Source organism: Streptomyces collinus Tu 365, from assembly GCF_000444875.1.
GTDB classification, from domain to species: Bacteria; Actinomycetota; Actinomycetes; order Streptomycetales; family Streptomycetaceae; genus Streptomyces; species Streptomyces collinus_A.
Window position 1 is genome coordinate 610,483 of sequence record NC_021985.1, and the last position, 19,158, is coordinate 629,640.

The 19,158-nt window shown below is 71.7% G+C and carries 23 protein-coding genes and 1 pseudogene; 15 read left to right on the forward strand and 9 right to left on the reverse strand.

The window, feature by feature from the left end:
• Positions 1-99 precede the first annotated feature (99 nt).
• On the forward strand, positions 100-690 hold the full coding sequence (locus B446_RS02215) for a DUF4232 domain-containing protein (RefSeq protein WP_020937769.1): 591 nt from the start codon (positions 100-102) through the stop codon (positions 688-690).
• Positions 691-722: 32 nt separating this feature from the next.
• Here B446_RS02215 and B446_RS40905 read toward each other — a convergent pair whose 3' ends face one another.
• The 3 genes from B446_RS40905 to B446_RS02230 all read right to left on the reverse strand — a co-directional run bounded on the left by B446_RS40905 (position 723) and on the right by B446_RS02230 (position 3,208).
• On the reverse strand, positions 723-1,118 hold the full coding sequence (locus B446_RS40905) for a restriction endonuclease (RefSeq protein WP_420010336.1): 396 nt from the start codon (positions 1,116-1,118) through the stop codon (positions 723-725).
• An 808-nt stretch (positions 1,119-1,926) separates the two neighbouring features.
• Entirely contained in the window at positions 1,927-2,400 is a 474-nt protein-coding gene (locus B446_RS02225; RefSeq protein WP_020937771.1) for a hypothetical protein, read from the reverse strand.
• A 184-nt stretch (positions 2,401-2,584) separates the two neighbouring features.
• Entirely contained in the window at positions 2,585-3,208 is a 624-nt protein-coding gene (locus B446_RS02230) for a TetR/AcrR family transcriptional regulator (protein ID WP_020937772.1), read from the reverse strand.
• Between the two features lie 148 nt (positions 3,209-3,356).
• Here B446_RS02230 and B446_RS02235 point away from each other — a divergent pair, with 148 nt between their 5' ends.
• The 6 genes from B446_RS02235 to B446_RS02260 all read left to right on the forward strand — a co-directional run bounded on the left by B446_RS02235 (position 3,357) and on the right by B446_RS02260 (position 7,142).
• Positions 3,357-3,935 carry a hypothetical protein gene (locus B446_RS02235; protein ID WP_020937773.1) on the forward strand — a complete coding sequence of 193 codons (579 nt, stop codon included), beginning with the start codon at positions 3,357-3,359 and terminating at the stop codon, positions 3,933-3,935.
• 235 nt (positions 3,936-4,170) lie between these two features.
• Complete coding sequence (locus B446_RS39165) at positions 4,171-4,317, forward strand: hypothetical protein (protein ID WP_158506737.1); 147 nt, start codon at positions 4,171-4,173, stop codon at positions 4,315-4,317.
• A gap of 71 nt (positions 4,318-4,388) precedes the next feature.
• A complete protein-coding gene (locus B446_RS02245; protein WP_020937774.1) occupies positions 4,389-5,318 on the forward strand; it encodes a serine hydrolase in 930 nt (309 codons plus the stop codon).
• 285 nt (positions 5,319-5,603) lie between these two features.
• The gene (locus tag B446_RS02250; protein ID WP_020937775.1) at positions 5,604-5,975 is read left to right on the forward strand and encodes a phage holin family protein; all 372 of its coding nucleotides are present in this window, start codon (positions 5,604-5,606) and stop codon (positions 5,973-5,975) included.
• Positions 5,972-6,394: a DUF3618 domain-containing protein gene (locus B446_RS02255; RefSeq protein WP_020937776.1), complete on the forward strand. Its 423-nt coding sequence runs from the start codon at positions 5,972-5,974 to the stop codon at positions 6,392-6,394. Before B446_RS02250 ends, B446_RS02255 begins: the two co-directional genes overlap by 4 nt.
• 568 nt (positions 6,395-6,962) lie before the next feature.
• Complete coding sequence (locus tag B446_RS02260) at positions 6,963-7,142, forward strand: hypothetical protein (protein ID WP_020937777.1); 180 nt, start codon at positions 6,963-6,965, stop codon at positions 7,140-7,142.
• A 148-nt stretch (positions 7,143-7,290) separates the two neighbouring features.
• Here B446_RS02260 and B446_RS02265 read toward each other — a convergent pair whose 3' ends face one another.
• Entirely contained in the window at positions 7,291-7,662 is a 372-nt protein-coding gene (locus tag B446_RS02265) for an STAS domain-containing protein (RefSeq protein ID WP_078614618.1), read from the reverse strand.
• Between the two features lie 608 nt (positions 7,663-8,270).
• Here B446_RS02265 and B446_RS02270 point away from each other — a divergent pair.
• The 6 genes from B446_RS02270 (at position 8,271) to B446_RS02295 (ending at position 15,345) form a co-directional block, all read left to right on the forward strand.
• On the forward strand, positions 8,271-9,158 hold the full coding sequence (locus tag B446_RS02270; RefSeq protein WP_043477329.1) for a Rieske 2Fe-2S domain-containing protein: 888 nt from the start codon (positions 8,271-8,273) through the stop codon (positions 9,156-9,158).
• Between the two features lie 288 nt (positions 9,159-9,446).
• A complete protein-coding gene (locus tag B446_RS02275) occupies positions 9,447-10,010 on the forward strand; it encodes a hypothetical protein (protein WP_020937780.1) in 564 nt (187 codons plus the stop codon).
• A 334-nt stretch (positions 10,011-10,344) separates the two neighbouring features.
• Entirely contained in the window at positions 10,345-12,207 is a 1,863-nt protein-coding gene (locus B446_RS02280; protein WP_020937781.1) for a SpoIIE family protein phosphatase, read from the forward strand.
• Positions 12,208-12,354: 147 nt separating this feature from the next.
• A complete protein-coding gene (locus B446_RS02285) occupies positions 12,355-13,044 on the forward strand; it encodes a hypothetical protein (RefSeq protein ID WP_020937782.1) in 690 nt (229 codons plus the stop codon).
• 120 nt (positions 13,045-13,164) lie between these two features.
• Entirely contained in the window at positions 13,165-15,117 is a 1,953-nt protein-coding gene (gene htpG / locus B446_RS02290; protein WP_020937783.1) for a molecular chaperone HtpG, read from the forward strand.
• 42 nt (positions 15,118-15,159) lie between these two features.
• Positions 15,160-15,345 carry a hypothetical protein gene (locus B446_RS02295; RefSeq protein WP_020937784.1) on the forward strand — a complete coding sequence of 62 codons (186 nt, stop codon included), beginning with the start codon at positions 15,160-15,162 and terminating at the stop codon, positions 15,343-15,345.
• On the opposite strand, the gene B446_RS02300 is transcribed toward B446_RS02295, so the two are convergent.
• Both B446_RS02300 and B446_RS02305 read right to left on the reverse strand, forming a co-directional pair.
• On the reverse strand, positions 15,342-15,710 hold the full coding sequence (locus B446_RS02300) for a DoxX family protein (protein WP_020937785.1): 369 nt from the start codon (positions 15,708-15,710) through the stop codon (positions 15,342-15,344). The genes B446_RS02295 and B446_RS02300 overlap by 4 nt on opposite strands.
• 20 nt (positions 15,711-15,730) lie before the next feature.
• On the reverse strand, positions 15,731-16,291 hold the full coding sequence (locus B446_RS02305; RefSeq protein WP_420010337.1) for a cupin domain-containing protein: 561 nt from the start codon (positions 16,289-16,291) through the stop codon (positions 15,731-15,733).
• A 75-nt stretch (positions 16,292-16,366) separates the two neighbouring features.
• Here B446_RS02305 and B446_RS02310 point away from each other — a divergent pair, with 75 nt between their 5' ends.
• Both B446_RS02310 and B446_RS02315 read left to right on the forward strand, forming a co-directional pair.
• Entirely contained in the window at positions 16,367-17,218 is an 852-nt protein-coding gene (locus B446_RS02310; protein ID WP_237751117.1) for a LysR family transcriptional regulator, read from the forward strand.
• Between the two features lie 66 nt (positions 17,219-17,284).
• Positions 17,285-17,569, forward strand: a pseudogene (locus B446_RS02315) (alpha/beta fold hydrolase); the annotation flags it as partial.
• 61 nt (positions 17,570-17,630) lie between these two features.
• Here the strand turns inward: B446_RS02315 and B446_RS02320 are convergent.
• The 3 genes from B446_RS02320 to B446_RS02330 form a co-directional block, all read right to left on the reverse strand.
• A complete protein-coding gene (locus B446_RS02320; protein ID WP_020937789.1) occupies positions 17,631-18,008 on the reverse strand; it encodes a hypothetical protein in 378 nt (125 codons plus the stop codon).
• Positions 18,008-18,247 carry a hypothetical protein gene (locus B446_RS02325; protein WP_043474571.1) on the reverse strand — a complete coding sequence of 80 codons (240 nt, stop codon included), beginning with the start codon at positions 18,245-18,247 and terminating at the stop codon, positions 18,008-18,010. Before B446_RS02325 ends, B446_RS02320 begins: the two co-directional genes overlap by 1 nt.
• Positions 18,248-18,319: 72 nt before the next feature.
• A complete protein-coding gene (locus B446_RS02330; RefSeq protein WP_020937791.1) occupies positions 18,320-18,967 on the reverse strand; it encodes a hypothetical protein in 648 nt (215 codons plus the stop codon).
• Between the last annotated feature and the right edge of the window lie 191 nt (positions 18,968-19,158).

The window sequence follows — 19,158 nt, forward strand, 5'->3', positions numbered from 1 at the left end:
GGCGCGAATTCGCCCGAACATTCTCAGCGCGCGAAGCATCACACCTTGAGAAGACCGAATCGCAGGCCGACGACCAAGGTTCGAAGGAGAAGGTTCGTCATGACGAAGCAGTACCGCGCCCACCCGCACCGCACCGCTGAGGACACCCGCCCCGCGCTGTACGGCCACTCGCGCATCGCGCGCGCGGCGCTGGCCGCGATGACCGCCGCCGGGCTGTGCGCGACCGGCACCGCGGTCGCGCAGGCCGCCTCGGCCACCACGCCGACCTGCTCCGTGTCGGCCCTGACCGCCTCCTTCGGCCGGGGCCTGGCCGGCGGCATGAACCACCAGGGTGTGGTCCTCAAGCTGAAGAACACCAGCGCCCGTACCTGCCTGCTGCGTGGCTACCCCGGCCTTGGCCTGGAGAACGCCGCTCACCGGACGCTGCACTCCACCACCCACTGGGGCGACACCTGGTACGCCAGGAGCCCGGCCAAGTCCACTCTCACCCTCCGGCAGGGCCAGAGTGCCGAGGCGGTCATATCGTGGACCCACGCCGACTCCGGCACCCCGGACGCCGTCCACGCCGCCTACCTCCAGGTCACTCCTCCCGCTGCCACCAGCCACAAGACGCTGGAGTTCCCCCAGTGGGTGGACCATGGAGACCTCCGGGTCACCGCCCTCGCCCGCCGGATCCCCGTCAACGACTGAGCTCGACGAGACCATGTCGTCGAAGCAGGGGTTCACGCCTCGTAGGACGTCTCCCATGGGCTGGGCCCCGTGCCCAGATGCCACGCCGTGAGGGCCTCGGCGTCCATGCACACGATCCCGCACTGCTCGGCGTACTCCAGGGCCGGTGCCGTGAAGTCGGCGGTGGTCACGAGGACGGCGATGTCGGCTTCGTGGACGGTGAAGCAGGTACCGCCGAAACGCTGGAGGTCCTGCGAGCCGACCCTGTTGCCCTCGCCGTACCGTTTGCACTGCACCACCAGGCGGTGTCCGCTCGGGGCCACCGCGAGGACGTCCGCTCCCAAGTCGCCCGCTCCGCCGACCACTTCGACGTCCGTGCATCCGTCGCGGACACACAGCTCGGCTATCGCCCGCTCGAACTCATCGGGGTCCAGGACCGCGTAGTCCATCACCTGCGGAACGACAGCGGCATCCAGCAGCAGGGTCTCCTCCGCAGGCGCGACGCCCGCTGCCGGGGTCGTTGCCGCCGGCGTCGCCGGCTCCCACGCCGGTGCCGGCGCCGGCGCCACAGGCGGGGCGACCGCCTCAACGGGGGCAGCGGCCACGGCAGGCTCCTGCAGCGAGTGAGCCGCCGTTTCCGCCGCCGCCTCAAGAGCTTCGGTGGCACGGCGCAACGCTCTGCGGGCCGACCACCGGCGCCGGCCCCGGTGACCGGCGATCACAGCGGCCGAGGCCAGCAGCAGAAGAATCACCGCCCAGACGGGGCGGCGTTGTGCGGCCTGCGCGGCGGTGCGGGCGATCACCCCGCCAAGGCTCAGCAGCAGAGCGAGAAGAACGAAGAACCAGGCCGTCGTACGCAGATCGAAGCGCGGGCCACGACGCGCAGGACGCAACGGGCGAGTAGGCACAGTCACGATGGACGTTCCTCCCAAGCAGACTTCCGATGAAGATCACTTGGGCTAGTGCCCCAGGCGGAACGTTTCACCATGACGCCACCCCACGCGATCCGGAGGAATCCGACTCGGAACGCCCGGAGATGGGTCCGGGCGCGGATGGTCGCCGGACTCGAAGATGTGCGTCGGTAGCAGTGCCGGGGACGAGAAATGCTCGCGGCGGTGATCGCGGAGGCGGGCTCGGAACGCGACGCACGGAGCGTGGGGTGTGACGGTGCCGCGAGTCGGCGGAGAGGGGCGCACGTACGAGTGACGGGTGCGGAGCCGTGCGGTGGGCCCGTGGGCCCACCGCCCGAACGGGGCGTCAGATACGGCCGCCGGTCAGCCGGGTGATCGGGCCGTGGCTGTGACGGCTCGAACGGCGGCCCGCCGCGTAGGAGGCGGCCGTCAGCGCGGTCACACCCGCACCGACACCGGCGGCGATCAGCTTGCGGTGGGCGATCACCGCGAGAGCCGTCTTCGCCGTGGTGGCCACCTGCACGGTGGCCGCCTTGGCCGTGGCCGCGACCTGCCCGGTCGTCGCGACCAGCGTCTGACGACCGGACTCGACCGCTCGGGCCATCCCCTGTGCCGTCGAACCGACCGTCTCGGCCGAGCGCTCGGCCCCGGAGACGGCCGCCGACTTCGCGGCCGACGCGGTGTCAGTCGCCTTGTCCGCGGCGCCCTTCACGGCCCCGGCGGCGGGCGCGGTCGCCTTGTCGGCAGCGTGCCGCGCCTTGCCCGCGGTCGCACGTGAGGCGGCCGGCTTACTGTTGGTTCCGGATTTCGCTTCAGTCATGGACTGCGCGTTGCCCCTCGCCCGGCCCGCAAACGCCTCCGACGTAAACCGGAGGGCTTTGCGGCCCCGCGTTGTCAGACGGGCCACTTCTGTCACCGTCCTTCGGCCGCCAGGAGAGGGACTCGACACCGAGGGCGACGGCCGGGCAACCTGATCGCGGGTCGCCTGGTTCACAGTCGGATGGTCATGCGGACGGGGTGCCGGGGCCGTCCGAGTCAGACGCTGACGCCGTACCCGTCCGCAGGATGCCCTCGACGCCGTGCAGAAAGGTCTCACAGACCGGCTTCGGGTCGGACAGGCAGCCGGCCGCCATGGCGCCGTCCCGGAGCATGACGAAGTGCCGGCCCGCCACTTCGGCGGGAGCACAGCCGGCGTCTTCCAGGAGCTGTGTGGCGGTCTCCAGGAACCAGTGCCGATGGTCCAGCACGGCCCGGTGGACGGGGTGCCCGGGCTCGGGATACTCGGCCGCCGCGTTGAGGAAGGCACATCCGCGGAACCCGGCGGACTGGATGCCCTCGGCGATGGACCGGCTGACGGCGCGGACCGTGTCGGGCGCCGACAGGCCCTGTTCTCGGATGGCAGCCACCTGGCCCCTCATGCCGTGATCGGCCCGCTGGAGGTAGGAAAGGATCAACTCCTCCTTTCCCTTGAAGTGCCGGTACAGGGTCGCGCGAGTGACCTGAGCCTCCGCGATGATCCGGTCCACGCCGACGGAGTGGATCCCCTCGGCGTAGAAGATCCGGGTGGCCGTGTCGAGCAGCCGCGCCCGTGCCTCAGACATGCTCCCGCCCTCTGTGCCCGTACTCATGGCCTCACCGTACCAGCCGGGTGAGGGAGAACGTTCGGTCTTGACAGCGGGAGAAGAGGACCTCTTAAATGAAGGGAAGAACGAACGTTCTCCCTCACGCCTTCACCGCGCTGGGCTTGCGTTGCCGCCCTCGCCGAAAGGACCCCTCATGGACTCCTCCGTCGCCGCCCCGGCCCCCGCCCCCATCGCGGGCGGCACCGCAGCGCTACGCCGCCTCTACCTTCTGCGCTTCGCGTTCGCCACGGTGTGGGCCGCGCTGCTGCTTGCCTCCGCCCACACCTTGAACCCACTCAGCACGACACTGCTGGTGATCTACCCCGCGTTCGACGTGGCGTGCGCGGTCGTCGACGCCAGGTCCGCCAAGGCGAGGCGCGGGCCCGTGCGCGGTCTCCACGTGAACATCGCGTTCAGCTCCCTCACCACCGCGGGACTGGTCGCCGCCACCACCTCGGGCATCCCGGCCGTGCTGCGGGTCTGGGGAGCCTGGGCCATCACCGCGGGCCTGGTCCAGCTGGTCGTCGGCCTCCTGCGACGCGGGATGGCGGGTCAGTGGCCGATGATCGCCAGCGGAGGCATCTCCACTCTCGCCGGAGCCTCCTTCATCGCCCAGGCCGGCAAGAGCGACCCCTCCCTGAGCAGCCTCGCCGGCTACGCCTTCCTCGGCGGGGTCTTCTTCCTCGTCTCCGCACTCCGCCTGAGCCAAGCCGACAAGGCATCCCGCAGCTGAACAACCGCTGCCGTTCTGCCGGTAGTTGTGCGTGGCCCTCCCCCGTAGGCCCGTGATCGACTCGTCATGTGCACACGGGGTTCGGGCTCTCCGCCCTGCCCCGGCACAACCACCACACCTGAACGGGAACAAGGAGGAGTTCGTCGTCGGCACCGACCACGCGTTGTGGACGAACCGGACCTACCTCGACGGTTCCTGGAACGGGTGGGTTCCGCATCCGCCGGGAGAGCGGCGCTTGGACCCCCTGACAGGTGAGCTGCACCGTCCAGGAAGGCCCGAACTGCCCCTGACGGTCACGGGCGTCGGCCAGCTGATCGCCGTCGGCTGGGTTCTCGCCACGACCGTCGGCGCCGGGATCACACGCACCCTCAGCCTCCAATAGCGCCCACTGCGTTCGGTTCGCCGTAGGCGAACCACCCGTGATGCGCCCGAGGGGCGGGTCATCGTGGCCGGATGATCGAACGGAGACTGCGGCAGGTGTTCAGCGAGGCCGGGTGCGAAGGCAGTGTGGCCGCCCTGGACGTCGACAGTGAGAACCGGGTGATGTTCGGGGACGCCGAACCGATGGTCGCCGCGTCCACATTCAAGATCGTGGTGGCGCTGGAGCTGTTCTGCCAGGGCGCCGAGGGGATGCTCGATCCGACGGAACGTGTCCTCCTCTCGCCGGCGCGGGCCACGCCCGGCGGCCAGGGATTCTGCATCTTCGAGGACGTTGCCGAGGTGTCCCTGCGCGATGCCGCCCGGATGATGCTCACCATCAGCGACAACACCGCGACCGACCTGCTGATACGCCGGGTGTCACTGTCCCGCGTCCACGACCGGCTGGGTCGCCTGGGCCTCGACCGGATACGGCTGGCGGGGACGATCCAGCAGGAGTTCGACGCCATCGGCCGCGACACGGGCCACGCGGGCTGGGCCGACATGGCCCGCGCGATGAGCGAATCCGCCTCCCCCGCGGACGCCGACCGTATCTGGGAGCGCGCCCTGACCTCACCGTCCCTGCGGCCCGGCCGCATCACCAGCGCGACTGCCGGGCAGATGGCGGCCCTGCTGCAACTGATCTGGCTCGACCGGGCCGGCCCCGCAGCCGCCTGCCGGGCGGTGCGCACCCTGCTCGGCCAGCAGCGGCTGACCCGGAAGATCGCCACCGGGTTCGGCGGCGAGGTGCGGGTGGCAGCCAAATCGGGAACCCTGCCCGGCTGCGCCAGCAACGACGTGGGGGTCGTGGAGTACCCGGACGGTTCCCGGTTCGCCGTGGCGGTGTTCACCCGACCGGGCCGACCGGCCCGACCGGGCCGGAGAACCCTGCCGCCCGATTCAGTCCTCGGTGCGGCGGCCCGACTGGCGGTCGAACACCTTCACCGGCGGCGCCCGTCCCCTTGAAGGCCGGCCTGACGTCCAGCCCTGAAGGGCGGCCCGGTGGTGCCGCCGCGGCCCGCGCATGCCGGCCCAGGCGGCACCACAGGTGATCAGTTCGAACACTGCTGCCCTGAACCGGCCCGTCGGGGGTACTCACGCCGTCACAGGAAGACGTCGACGGCGTTTTCCGGCCCAACTGGAGCAGCAGAGTGACGGGAGGTGATCGCCATGTCGTCGGATACGCAGCCGCGCCACGATACGAGCCGGCCGGCGCCGCAGGCGTCGGCGCAGGCGTCGGCGCAAGAGCCGGTGGGTGAGCTGGTGCAGCGTGCCTCGCAGCAGCTCAGTGAGCTGGTGCGCGGGGAACTGCGCTTGGCGCAGGCGGAGATGAAGGAGAAGGGCAAGCGCTACGGCAAGGGCGGCGGGCTGTTCGGCGGTGCCGGACTGGTCGGGTTCCTGATGCTGGAGGCCCTGGTGGCCACCGTCATCGCCGCGCTCGCGGTGGCACTGCCGGTGTGGGCCGCGGGCCTCATCGTGACCGCGGTCCTCGGCCTGGTCGCCGCGGTGATGGCGCTGACCGGGAAGAAGGAGGTCTCCTCGGCCGCCCCGCCCGCGCCCGAGGAGACGATCGAGAACGTGAAGGCCGACGTGGCCGAGATCAAGGAGAGTGCCCACCGATGACGCAGCCGCCTCACGACGAGCCCACCGCGCAGAGCCCGGAGGAACTGCGCGAGCAGATCGAGCACACCCGACACGAGCTCGGCGACACCGTCCAGGCGCTCGCGGCCAAGACCGACGTCAAGGCCCGCGCGCAGGAGAAGGCCGCCGAGATGAAGGAACAGGCCGCCGTGAAGGCCGGGGAGCTGAAGGAACAAGCCGCACTCAAGGCCGAGCAGGTCAAGGCCAAGGCTGCCGAAGCCGCGTCCCGCGTCCAGGACAAGCTGCCCGACCCGGTCAGGGAGCGGGCCGTCCAGGCCGCCGGGCAGGCACGGGCCACCACGGCCCAGGGCCTGCACAAGGCACGCGGCAACCGCCAACTGCTCGTCGCGGCCGCCGCCGCGGGCACGCTCGTGTGGCTGATCCGCCGCAAGAAGAGGTGACGCGCGGCGGCGTCCCGCACCGGCCGTCAAGCGCCGGGTTCCGCCTTGGGCTCCCGCCGGTACGCGCCACCTGCCCGGTGACCGGCAGCCGGCCCGGCTGACCCGGACGGCCGGGGAACGGAGAGGGGGCCGGTGCGGACACGGTCACCGGCCCCCTCGGTCACGCCAGGCTCCCTCGCCGCCCCCCGGCTCCTCAGGCTCCCTACCCGGCCCCCCGGCCCCCGGCCGCCTCAGGCCCCCTCCCCCGTTGGCCGTACAGGTCGGCGGACAGCGCTCGGCCCCGGCCCCACGACGAGGGCCGGGGCCGAGGCCGCGCGAGGGGCGGCGGCGCGTCTGCGCCCGTCGGTACGGGGATGGCAGGGCTCTTGGGGGCTCCGGCCCTCGCGGCGATGAGTTCCCGGATCGCCGGGTGTCTGTCGTCAGGACGGGGCGGGGCACCGCGTCCCGCCGCGTCTGTCGGGAAGAGGTCCGCTGATGAGCGATCTGCACGAGACCCTGCGACGGTACGTCGACCGGGGGGCGGTCCCCGGGGCCGTGGCGCTGGTGGCCCGGGGGGGACGACGTCGAGGTGGTCGCCGTCGGGTCGCTGGACGTCGGCGGTTCGGCGCCGATGACACGGGAGTCCATCACGGCCCACCTGGTCCCGTCCACGGGGACGGTGACGATCCTGCTGACCCAGGTGGCGATGGTCGACCCGGCCCCTCCCCCGCTGATGCGGGACTTCTGGCGCTGCACGGCGGGAACGTGACTGTCCGGGCGGCCGTCGCTTCGTCGCCCCGACCGCTACGTGGGGACGTCCACGGGCCGGCTCGCACGGCACGACCTCGTGCGCCCCGGCGTCCGTCACGGGCGGGACGGCACCGGCGAGGCAGCGGGCTCCCCTGCCCGCCGACCGGTCAGGGAGCCGCGTGCTGTACGGGCAGGACGGCGGCCGGGCCGCGCGGGCCCGGTGGGCGGGGTGTCGTCATGTGGAACTGGGCGCGGGTGCCGGTGAGGTCCAGGACGTGCCGGGGCTGCGCCTGGAGACCGGACAGCTCCAGGTGTCCGCCGTGTATGCCGGCGTTCCGGTTCAGGGTCTGCAGCAGGCCGAGGCCGCTGGCGTCCATGAACGCCACGCCCGCGAGGTCGAGGCACAGAATGCGGTGTCGGACGTTCACCCGGTCCGTGACCTCACTGACCTGCGGACAGGCATCGAAGTCGAGGTCACCGACCACCGTGATCACGGTCCGGTCGGAGAGATCACTGACGTACACATCGACAGAAGGCATGGGACAGAACACCGCCGTTCGGGATCAAAGCCCATCACGGTCGGCTCCCACTGCCGGAAGTAGGCCGTCAAGCGCGCGACACACCAGTGCCGCTCACAGCCGAGCGAGACACCCTGCGCCGGCCACCGCCCTTTCCTCCGTCCACGGCGAAGAGGGGCGCGGGGTCGCCACCAGACCAGACTGGTTCCCTTCGAGCGTGTCACACAGCGGCTGCCGGCGCCAGACCTGCCCGGACCCCGTTCCCGGCGGCCCTCACCGCCCTCGGGGACCGGGCAGGGCGCCGTCGGGCCGGGCCGTGCCGGCACCCCGTCCCTGGCGTCGACGGCCAGGTCGGACCCGTGGGGGGGAGCGGTGCCGCACCGCGGCACGACGGTGTCGTCGCAGGCCGCGATCAGCGCGGTGATCCGTGGGTCCCAGCCGGGCAGCATGTCGACCCGGCCGCGCCCGGGCCGCGGCCGGGTCGTCGAACGGGATCCCGCTGACCGCGCGGTTGCGGCCGGCTGTCAGGGGCGTCGCCGCCACGGTCACACGGCCGGCCGAGATGACGGCACACCCGCCCGGTGGCCGGGGACCGTTTGCCGCTCATGCCGACGGGGACCCGGCTGCTCATGACTACAGCACCCCCTCGTCGCCGGACAGGTCAGAATCGGGTCTTGTGGCTCCTGGACCGCCTGGAGCGGGAGCCGCGCGCGGACGCGGTGATCGACAAGCTCAGCAGCGGCGTCAGGTCCCTGCCCCTGGGCCGTGGCCGGGACCTGCTGCACGGCAAGTGGCTGGGCCACCCGGTGCATCCGCTGATGGTCCAGGTGCCGATCGGCGCCTGGTTCTCGGCCGCGCTGCTCGACCTGTGTCCCGGCCGGTCACGCGAGGCCGGCCTGTTGATCGGAGTCGGGTTGGCCGCGACCGGCCCCGCCGCGGTGACGGGGGCGGTCGACTGGGCGGAACTGCATCCACAGCAGCAGCGTGTCGGCCTGGCGCACTCCCTGGCCAACACGGTCGCCGCCGGGCTCTACGCGACCTCCCTGGTCTACCGCGTCAAGGGACGCACCGCGCGGGGCCGTGCCCTCGGCTTCCTGGGGCTGACGGCCGTCGGGATCGGCGGCATGCTGGGCGGCCACCTGGCCTACCGGCAGGCGTCCGGCGCCAATCACGCGGAAGAGGTTCCCCACGTCGTCTCGGAGGGCTGGCACCGTGTCGGGGCCCTGGCCGAGTTCTCGGAAGGCCGGCCGGAACGGCGCAGCGTGGACGACGTGCCGGTGCTCGTGGTCCGCGAAGCCGACGGGGTCGTACACGCCCTGGCCGAACGGTGCAGTCATCTTGCGGGACCGCTGTCCGAGGGCGTCGTCGCCGACGGATGTGTCGAGTGCCCCTGGCACGGAAGCGTGTTCCGGCTGTCGGACGGCTGGAACGTACGCGGCCCGGCCACCGCACCGCAGCCCGCCTTCGACACCCGGATCGTCGACGGCGAGGTGGAGGTCCGGCTGCGCGGCCACTAGGCCGGGACTTCGCGGTCACGGCCTGGTGCGGGCAGCCGGGCCGTGATACCAGTCGCGGTCGGCGGCCGATCGCGGCGGAGCGCGCAAGTGGTGGCGACCGCCGCCCCGTTGCCGTGTTCGCGAGCCCTCCGGTGCGCTGTGCGTGCGCTCGCGGCTTCGTCCGTGGCGGCCCCATCACCCGAGTGGCGCAAGCGATCGAAGGGGGCCAGCCTGAGAAGAGCGGCGCGCGTCGATGATGTGCTGCCGTTGAAGCGGTTTCCCCGCCCCCTCGCTCCGGGGAGGAGCATCATGCCCGTACCGATACGACGCCTGGTCGTGGCGTCCATCATGTGCTGCGCCTTGCTGGCGGGTTCGACGGCCCATGCCGCCCCCCAGCACACCGTGCGGGGCGCGGCCACCGTCGCCGTCACCGATCCCACACCCAGTCCGAGTACGACGGCGGAGAAGCGCAGGTTCGCCAAGACGCGCTTCGTCGCGGACGCCGCGCTGGCTGCCGGCGCGACCTACCAGTGGATCGTCAAGCCGTACAGGGCAGGCAAGTTCAAGAAGGGCGCCCACGGCCGCAGGGTTGCTCTCGTGAAAGGCGCCCTCGCAGGCGCGTTCACGTACAACCGGCTCAAGGCAGCCGTCCGCAACGCCAAGGCCGACCCCGCCCTCTCCAAGGCCCTCGCGCCCCTGAACGCGGGCATCGAGTCCTTGAAGCAGCTGCCGTCGAAACTGCGCAAGGGCAACACCGATGACACCGTCAGCAGTTACAACGACGTCATCAACAAGGTGAAGGAGGCCGGCAAGAGCGCGGGCGCCGAGGTCAAGGACAAGGTACCCAGCGCATCGCAGCTGACCGGCTCCTGAGGTTCCGTCACCGGCTGCGGCGCCGATCGGGCTGCGCCCCGGACGAGGGGTGCCGCGGGGCCGAGGCACACGGGAGTCCGGACGTCGTGGCCACTGCACGGGGGCGGCCTCCGCGGCCGGCCGGCATACCGAGCGCGACCCCGATCCCGGCGCTCCCGAGGCCACGCTCGCGGGTGCCTGCTGGACCCGGACCCTCCTGCCGGCACGGACGGCCCGCGCGGTCGGCGACCGGGCCCGGGTCACGGCCACCGCCTGGCGCGGGTTCTACGGCCCCAAGGCCGGGGGCGTGCGTGGGGCTGTTTTCTGAGAGCCTGGTCACGAGGAGTGGTAGCTCATGACCGGTTCGGGCGGTGAGCGGGATCCCGGCTTCGCGGATGAGGTCCTGCGCGATCTGGGTGCCGGCGTCTTCACCCTGGACCCGGCCGGGCGGATCACCTATGTCAATCCGTGGGCAGAGCGCCTGTTGCGCCGGCCGGTGGCGCGGATGCTGGGGCACGACGCGCACGACCTGCTCCATCGCAGCCCCGACGGGAGTCCCGTACCGCGTGAGCGGTGCCTGCTGCGCACTCCCCTGGCCGGGAGCCGGGACGCCGTGGAGGGAAGCGAGGAGTACTTCCTGCGCGGTGACGGCGTCCTGCTGCCGATCATCTGGTCGGCGACACCCCTCAGGCCCGGGAAGACGTCCGGCGGGGTGGTGATCGTTTTCAGTGACTTCAGCCTGCACCGTGACGCCGAGGAGCGGGCGATCGCCCACACCGCCGCGCTGGAGGCGCTCACCAACCGGCTGAACCTGCTCGCCGAGGTCTCCTCGGTGCTGATGTCCACCATGGACGCCATCGCCGCGGCACGTGCGCTGCTCCCCCTGCTGGTGCCGGAACTCGGGCTCTGGGCCGCCGTCGACCTCGTCGACGCCCACTCCGGCATCCCGCGGCGCGTCGCGGTGCACAGCCCCGCTCAACCTGACCGTGCCAGGGAACTCACGGGACCGCTGGCCACGGCCCGGCAGCGGCCGGAGATCATTCACGGTGATCAGCCGGTCCTTTTGGAGGCCGGTCACCTGGTGGACGCGGGTGCGGCGCTCGCGGCCGGCCACCGGATCCTGTTCGACCGGCTCGGTGGCCGCTGGGCCACCGCGGTACCCATCCGTTCCCGCCGGCGGTACTACGGGGTGCTGACCGTGGCGCGGGCCGGGGACACCCGTCCGCCGCCCGAGGGCGAGACGCGGCTGCTCGCGGACATCGGGCGCCGGCTCGCGCTGGTGCTGGACAACAGCCAGCTGTACGAGGAGCAGCGCAACGTCGCGGAGACCATGCAACGCCAACTGCTGGCCCCGCTGCCACAGGTCGACCACCTGCGGATGGCCGCCCGCTACCTGCCGGCGCAGCGCGCCATGGAGATCGGCGGGGACTGGTACGACGCCTTCCTGCTCGCGGACGGCGTGATGGCCCTGGTGATCGGGGACGTGGTGGGACACGATCTCCAGGCCGCCGTCCACATGGCCGAGGTCCGCAACATGCTGCGCGCGCTCGCCTGGACCCATGGGGAACCGCCGAGCGTGATCATGCGGCGGCTGGACGAGGCGGTGACGCACACCAGCGACGCGCCGATGGCCACGCTGGTCTTCGCCCGCGTCGAAGGTCCCGAGGGAGGACCGTGGCAGCTGCACTGGGTCAACGCCGGCCATCCTCCTCCGCTGCTGATCACCCCTGAGGGCGACACCCGCTTCCTCACCCGCGGCCACGGGCCGCTGATCGGCATGAGCGCCACCATGCACCTGGGCCTGACCTGGCCGGACGCGCGCGAGGACCTGCCCGCGCGCTCCACCGTGCTCTTCTACACCGACGGCCTCGTCGAGAGCCGGGAGCGTCCCATCGACGCGGGGATGGCCAGGCTCAGCCACCATGCCGCCGTCCTCGCCCGGCGACTGCGCACCGGGACCGTCGACGACTTCTGCGACCAGCTTCTTCAACGCCTCGACCCGCGCGGTGACGACACCGCCCTGCTCGCCCTGCGGCTGCCTCCCGTCGGGGCCGGCACACCGCACGACCACCGCCCGCCGCCACCGCCCCAGAGCGCCCGGAGCCCCGCCGCTCCCGAGCGGGCCGCCCCCGGCTCACTGCAGGAACAGGCTCCCGTGCGGGACCCCACCCGCGACACCCGCGAGGCGCTGGACCCTCCCCGCACTCCCGACGTATGACGGGGAGGGGCGAGCGGGTCGGCGAGGCGGTCGCGGCCGAACGGTCCGGGGAAAATTGCCGACGCGTTCGCAGAATCGTCTACGCTGTCATCGAACGGATGACGAACCGCAGGGTCATCCAGGCGATGACGAAATCGAGGAGGTGCCATGCCGACAGCGGACCGACCGGACCGAACGGACACAGACGCCGCCGACCCCGCCGACCGCCTCGACACCCGGGGCCCGGCGTCGTTCCTCGCTGCCGCGGCGGCCCTGGAGGCCATAGACGACGCGCTGCGGACCGCCCAGCGGCAGGCGCCCGGTGCTTCCACCGTGTCCGGCGCCTCCGCCCCGTCCGGGAACGGCCCGGAACGGGCCCTGGCCTCCTTGCTGCTGCTGCGTCACGTCCGTGAGCAGCTCGCCGGCTGGGAGACCGGTCTGATCGAGACCGCCCGCGACGCGGGTGCCAGCTGGGCCGACCTCGCCCAGCCGCTCGGCGTCGCCAGCCGTCAGGCCGCCGAACGCCGCTACCTTCGCAACCGGCCCGGCCCCGCCGGAACCACCGGCGAACAGCGCGTACAGGCGACCCGCGAACACCGCGCCGCCCAGCGCAGTACCAGCGCCTGGGCCCGGAGCAACGCGGCCGACCTGCGCCGGATCGCCGGCCAGATCACCGCGCTCACCGATCTCCCGGCCGCCGCCCGCCGTCCGGTGCGCGCACTCGACGCGGCCCTCGGCCAGGACGATCCCGCCGCACTCGTCGCCCCCCTGAACGCCGCCCGGCCCCACTTGGGGGCTCACCCCGACCTCGCCGCCCGACTCGACGCCCTCTCGACGCCGGCGACCGACCCCGGTTAGCCGACGGCGGCGGGGGCGGGGCCGAGGCGACGCCCCCGCTCTTCACGTCCGACGTTGTTTTCACTGACTGAGCCAGTTGTCCGGTTGTCCGATGACAGGTCCTGAGAGGTATACGCGAACATGCCAGCCGAAACTTTCGAGTTCCAGGTCGAGGCCCGTCAGCTGCTGCAGCTGATGATCCACTCCGTCTACTCGAACAAGGACGTCTTCCTCCGCGAGCTCGTCTCCAACGCCTCCGACGCGCTGGACAAGCTGCGCCTCGAGAAGCTGCGGGACGACTCCCTCGACGCCGACGTGTCCGACCTGCACATCGAGCTCGATGCCGACAAGGACGCCCGTACCCTCACCGTGCGCGACAACGGCATCGGCATGTCCTACGACGAGGTCGGGCAGCTGATCGGCACGATCGCCCACTCGGGCACCGCCCAGTTCCTCCAGGAACTGCGGGAGGCCAAGGAGGAGGCGAAGGAAGGAGCCGAGGAGGGGCTCATCGGCCAGTTCGGCGTCGGCTTCTACTCCGGCTTCATGGTGGCGGACGCCGTGACCCTGGTGACGCGGCGCGCCGGGGAGAGCGAGGGCACCCGCTGGACGTCACGCGGTGAGGGCACGTACACGCTGGAGAAGGTCGCCGACGCACCGCAGGGCACCTCGGTCACCCTCCACCTCAAGCCGGCCGACCCGGACAACCAGCTGCACGACTACACGTCCCCGTACAAGATCCGGGAGATCGTCAAGCGGTACTCGGACTTCATCACCTGGCCCATCCGCATGACGCCCGAGGGCACGGGCCCGGACGGCGAAGGCTCGCAGGACCAGGACCAGGACCAGGGCCAGGAGCAGGCGGCGCCCGCGCCGGAGACGCTGAACTCCATGAAGGCCCTGTGGGCGCGCTCCCGGGACGAGGTGTCCGAGGAGGAGTACCACGAGCTGTACAAGCACGTCGGGCACGACTGGCGCGACCCGATGGAGACGATCCGGCTCCAGGCGGAAGGCACCTTCGAGTACCAGGCGCTGCTGTTCCTGCCCGCGCACGCCCCCTTCGACCTGTTCAACCGCGACTACCGGCGTGGGCTGCAGCTCTATGTCCGGCGGGTGCTCATCATGGAGGACTGCGAGGCGCTGCTGCCGCCGTACCTCCGCTTCGTCAAGGGCGTCGTCGACGCGGCGGACCTCTCGCTGAACGTCTCCCGCGAGATCCTTCAGCAGGACCGTCACATCGACATGATCCGCCGTCGCCTGACGAAGAAGGTCATCTCCACCGTCAAGGACATGATGGCCAAGAACCCGGACCGCTACGCCGCGTTCTGGCGGGAGTTCGGCACCGTCCTGAAGGAGGGGCTGGTCACCGACCCGGAGAACCGCGACGCCCTCCTCGCCGTGGCGTCCTTCGGGAGCACCCACCACGACAGCGAGCAGACGACGCTCAAGCAGTACCTGGAGCGGATGAAGGACGGGCAGGAGGACATCTACTACCTGACCGGCGAGTCCCGGCAGAGCATCGAGAACTCCCCGCACATGGAGGCGTTCCGGGACCGCGGCATCGAGGTGCTGCTGCTCACCGACCCCGTCGACGAGGTCTGGGCCGACGCCGTCGGCACGTTCGAGGGGAAGAACCTGCGGTCCGTCGCCAAGGGCCGCATCGACCTCGACGCCGAGGACACGGAAGCGTCCGAGGACGAGCAGAAGAAGCAGGGCGAGGAGTACGCCGGGCTTCTCGGCTGGATGACGGAGCAGTTGGGGGAGGACGTCAAGGAGGTCCGTCTGTCGTCAAGGCTGACCGTCTCCCCCGCCTGCGTGGTGTCCGACGCCGACGACCTGACCCCGGCGCTGGAGAACATGTACCGCGCGATGGGCCAGGAGGTGCCCCGCGCCAAGCGGATCCTGGAACTCAACGCCCAGCACCAGCTGGTGAAGGGCCTCAACCAGGCCTACGCGGAACGCGAGGACCACACGGCGCTCGCGGAGACCGCCGAGCTCCTGTACGGCCTGGCCGTACTCGCCGAGGGCGGCCAGCCGAAGGAGCCGGCGCGGTTCGTCAAGCTGATGGCGGACCGTCTGCAGCGCGCGCTGTAGCCGGGTAGGCCGACGTCGGCGCGGCAGTTGCCCAGGTCAGCGGTGTCAGCGCTGACCTGGGCGGGCCTGCTGGCCGCGGCCCAGCGGGTCCCGTCGCCGTTCCCGGCGCGGGCGGGCGCGGCGGTGATCGGAACTGTCAGCAGCGCCGCCACGCACTACACGGCGCCACAGGACAGCCGCGGGGAACTGCTCTGCCACGACGAGACGTTTTCCCTGAGGGGCGCCTAGTGGGTGAGGGGACCGGTCGCCAGCCAGGCGGTCACGGCCGCGGTGGCCGCGAGGGCGATGTTGAGTGCGATCCGGCGGTCCTCGCCCGTCAGGTGGACGGCCATGGCACCGGTCTGCAGGAGGACGAAGCCGAGGGCGGCGGCCGGCGCCGACGCGGGCGCGACGCCGGTCAAGGGCGGCAGGACCAGACCGGTCGCGCCGAGTATCTCGACCGCTCCCAGCGCCCTGACGGCGGGCAGCGGCACGCGGTCGACCCAGGCCATCATCGGCCGGAGCCGGTCACGGGTGCGGATGACCTTCAGCGTCCCGGCGTAGAGGTAGAACAGGGCGAGGAGTCCCGCGACGATCCAGTAGGCGATGTTCATCGTTCCGGTTCCCGTCGGCTTCAGGTGAGGCCGGGGGCGGGCTCGGTCGCGTAGCGGCTCATCGCGTCGGCGTTGGCCCGTGGCGTCAGCGGCCGGCCGTCGGCGAGCACTTCCTGGAGGTCGCGGAAGTACTGCACGTACAGGTCGGGGGTGAAGGTGCTGAGCATGACGGCGGGTTCGTCGGACGGGTTGGCGAAGGTGTGCGGGGTACCGGGCGGGACCATCACGAGCGTGCCCGCGGAGGCGTCGTACTCCTCGTTCCCGACGGTGAACCGTACGGTTCCGGAAAGGATGTAGAAGCCCTCGTCGTGCCGGGCGTGGCGGTGCTGCGGCGGCCCCTGGGTGTGCGGCGCGAGCACGGACTCGGCGATCGCGAGGCGGTGCCCGGTGTGACTGCCGTCCTCCAGGACGCGCATACGCGTGGGGCCCAGAACGATCGTCTCGCCGCCGCCGGGGCCCACCACCGACACGCCCGGGGAGGTCTGCGAATAGTGGGTCTGTGATCGGTCCTTCGGTGGTTCGTCGGTCTGCCGAGCGTCGGTCTGCGGCTGGGCGGCTTTCGCTTCTTCGGTCATGTGCACGAGTCCACCGCCACGGTCCCGCTCCTGTCCAAGACCCGTTCCGCGAGGCCGATACCCGCTGGGTATCGTCGCAGGGTGGAGCTGCGGACCTTGCGTTACTTCGTGGCCGTCGCCGAAGAACTCCACTTCGGCCGGGCCGCCACTCGGCTGCACATGAGTCAGCCGCCGCTGAGCCGGGCGATCAAGCGGCTGGAGGCCGACATCGGGGCGCCCCTCTTCGACCGCGCACCCACCGGCGTCACGCTTACGCCGGTAGGCGCGGTGCTCCTCGACGAGGCGCGGGCCCTGCTCGACCACGCCGAGCGGGTCCGGGTACGCGTCGGTGCGGCGGCCGGCGACACGCGCATCACGGTCGGCATCCTGGGCGACGGCACCGACCCGGGGGTGTCAAGGCTGGCCGCCGCCTACCGCCGTGACCACCCCGGTGTCGACATCCGCGTCCGCGACGCCGACCTGACCGACCCGACGTGCGGGCTGCGCGCCGGAACTGTCGACATCGCCCTGACCCGCGCGCCGTTCGACGAGACGGCGCTGACGGTGCGCACGCTGCGGGCCGATCCGGTCGGCGTGGTCCTGCGCGCCGACGATCCGCTCGCCGGCCGCGACCGGCTGCGGCTGGCCGAGCTGAGCGACCGCCGCTGGTTCCAGTTCCCTGAGGGCACCGATCCCGTGTGGCAGGCCTACTGGAACGGCGGCACCCGGCGCGAGGGTCCGGTGGTGCGCGCCGTCCAGGAGTGCCTGCAGGCCGTGCTGTGGAACGGCACCGTGGGCCTTGCTCCGCTCGGCCACGACCTGCCGGGCGAACTGGCCGTCGTGCCGCTGACCGACATGGCCCCGAGTCGAGTGGTCGCGGTGTGGAACGAGGGTGACACCAACCCGCTGATCCGGTCCCTCGTCGAGATCGCCACGGCGGCGTACCGGCGCTGAGCACGGCCGCCGCTGCGGCTCCGCCGGATCCTCCGAGACACCGACTGAACGCGGAATCGACTGGGCCGACGGGGCGACCTCGCCGCCGCGTACCGTCTGTTCCTTCCCGAACGGCGTGCCCATGGGCGCACCCCGGACGTCACCGGCCCGTTGTCGTACGAGGACATGGCCGCGACCGCGCTCTACCGGGCCGTCCCCGGCTCCCAACTGGCCGTCGTTCCCGGCGCCTCGCATCTCGTACCGCTGGAGAAGCCGGCTCTCGTGAACCGGCTGATCCTGGATCACCTCGGGCAGGAGGCGACGGAGACGATGATGCCCATCCGGCGGGTGGGACGACCGGCCGTCCCCTGAGGACGGAGGGCGGCGGCCCCGTTCGCGCGGTCGTGCGTCGGGACCGACCGCGGTCGGGGCGTCAGGTGGCGGTGGGCCAGGTCCGCAGGAGGGCGGCGATCCTGCCGACGGTGCAGGCGGGGTCCAGGAGGAGATCCTTGAGGGCGATCGCGTGCTCCCGGGCGGGCTTGACGGAGATACCGGCCGCTTCGAGGTACATCACGCCGGTGGCGGCGGCGACGGCGAGGTTGGAGCGTTCCAGCCAACGGCACCGGCCCATGGTGTGGACCAGGGCGGCGGCCTTGGCGTAGGGGCCGTCGTAGACGGGCTGCTCGAACAGCTCGGCCCGGTGGCGCGCGACCGCCGACACGGGGACGCCGTAGTCGTCGGGGGCCGGATCGTCCGCCCCGGCGGCCTCGGCGACCTGCAAAATCCAGGGAACGTCGATGTGCAGCTCCATCAGGCGGCGTTCGCTCCCCGCGGCGTCCGCTCTGCCTGTTCCGCCTCGTCGAAGACAGTCTGGTGCTCGGCCAGGAAGCGGGCAGCCGCGTCCACCGCACGGGCGCGCAGGCCGCTGGCGTCGTCCTGCACCAGTCTGGCCAGGTAGTCCCCGATGCTCAGCCCCAGGTCGGCGGCGCGCCTCTTCGCGAGTTCCGCCACGTCCTGATCCACCCGCGCACCCAGCTGTGTCTTCGCCATACGGGCATGGTAACAGCTGTTACCATGCCGCATGACGCCTCGGAGCGGCCGGGGCGGGGCGCCCGCCGGATCCTAGGAGCGGATGTGCGTGTGGGCCTGCTCGATCCACCCCAGCACGGCCTTGGCATCGCAGCTCTCGGCGACGGACCGGGCCTCGTCGAGGTGGTGGAACGCCGTTGAAGGATCCCCCGTTTCAGCCGCGAGGTAGGCCAGCGCCACCAGCCCGGCCGCTTCCCCGGGCTTGAAGCCGATCTCGCGGCGCAGGGTCACCGACTCGGTCAAGCGCTCGAGGGCCTGCTCGAAGTGGCCCGTGTTCTTGTCGGCGAAGCCCAGGTGGCGAATCGCGTAGGACATCGTCCTGCGGTCGTCGACGGATTTCGCCAGCGCGTACGACCGCTCGAAGAACGGCCTGCCGACGGCGTCGTCGCCCTTGACCACCTGGTGCCAGCAGCCGACCCAGAACAACGCGTCCGCCTCACCGGACACGTCCCCCAGCCGCTTGTACAACTCGGCCGCGCGCTCGAACAACACGAGTTCCTGGCTGTTCTCTTCGCGGTCGTCGAGGAAGCGGACGTGCAGCACCTTGGCGCGCGCCATGGAAAGCGGCGCCTCGACCGCGTCCAGAATGCCGTCGGACCTGTCCAGCGCGGACGCGTCCCCACCGAACATCGCCGCCTCGAACAGCTCGTCCGTGCGTTCGGTCCAGTCCTGCCCCTGCATACTCCAGCCCCTCCCCCGTCGGCCAACGGCATCGCCGAGGCTACCTCCGCAGCTCCGACGGAGGCGGTGGTTTTCGACCGGGGCTCGCTACCCGATCGTCGACGCACTCGCACTGCTCCGTCCGGGTGCATCCGTCATGCGATCGGCCGTGCCCGGACCGCTCACCGCCCCTCGTCCGGCCCTCACGCCAC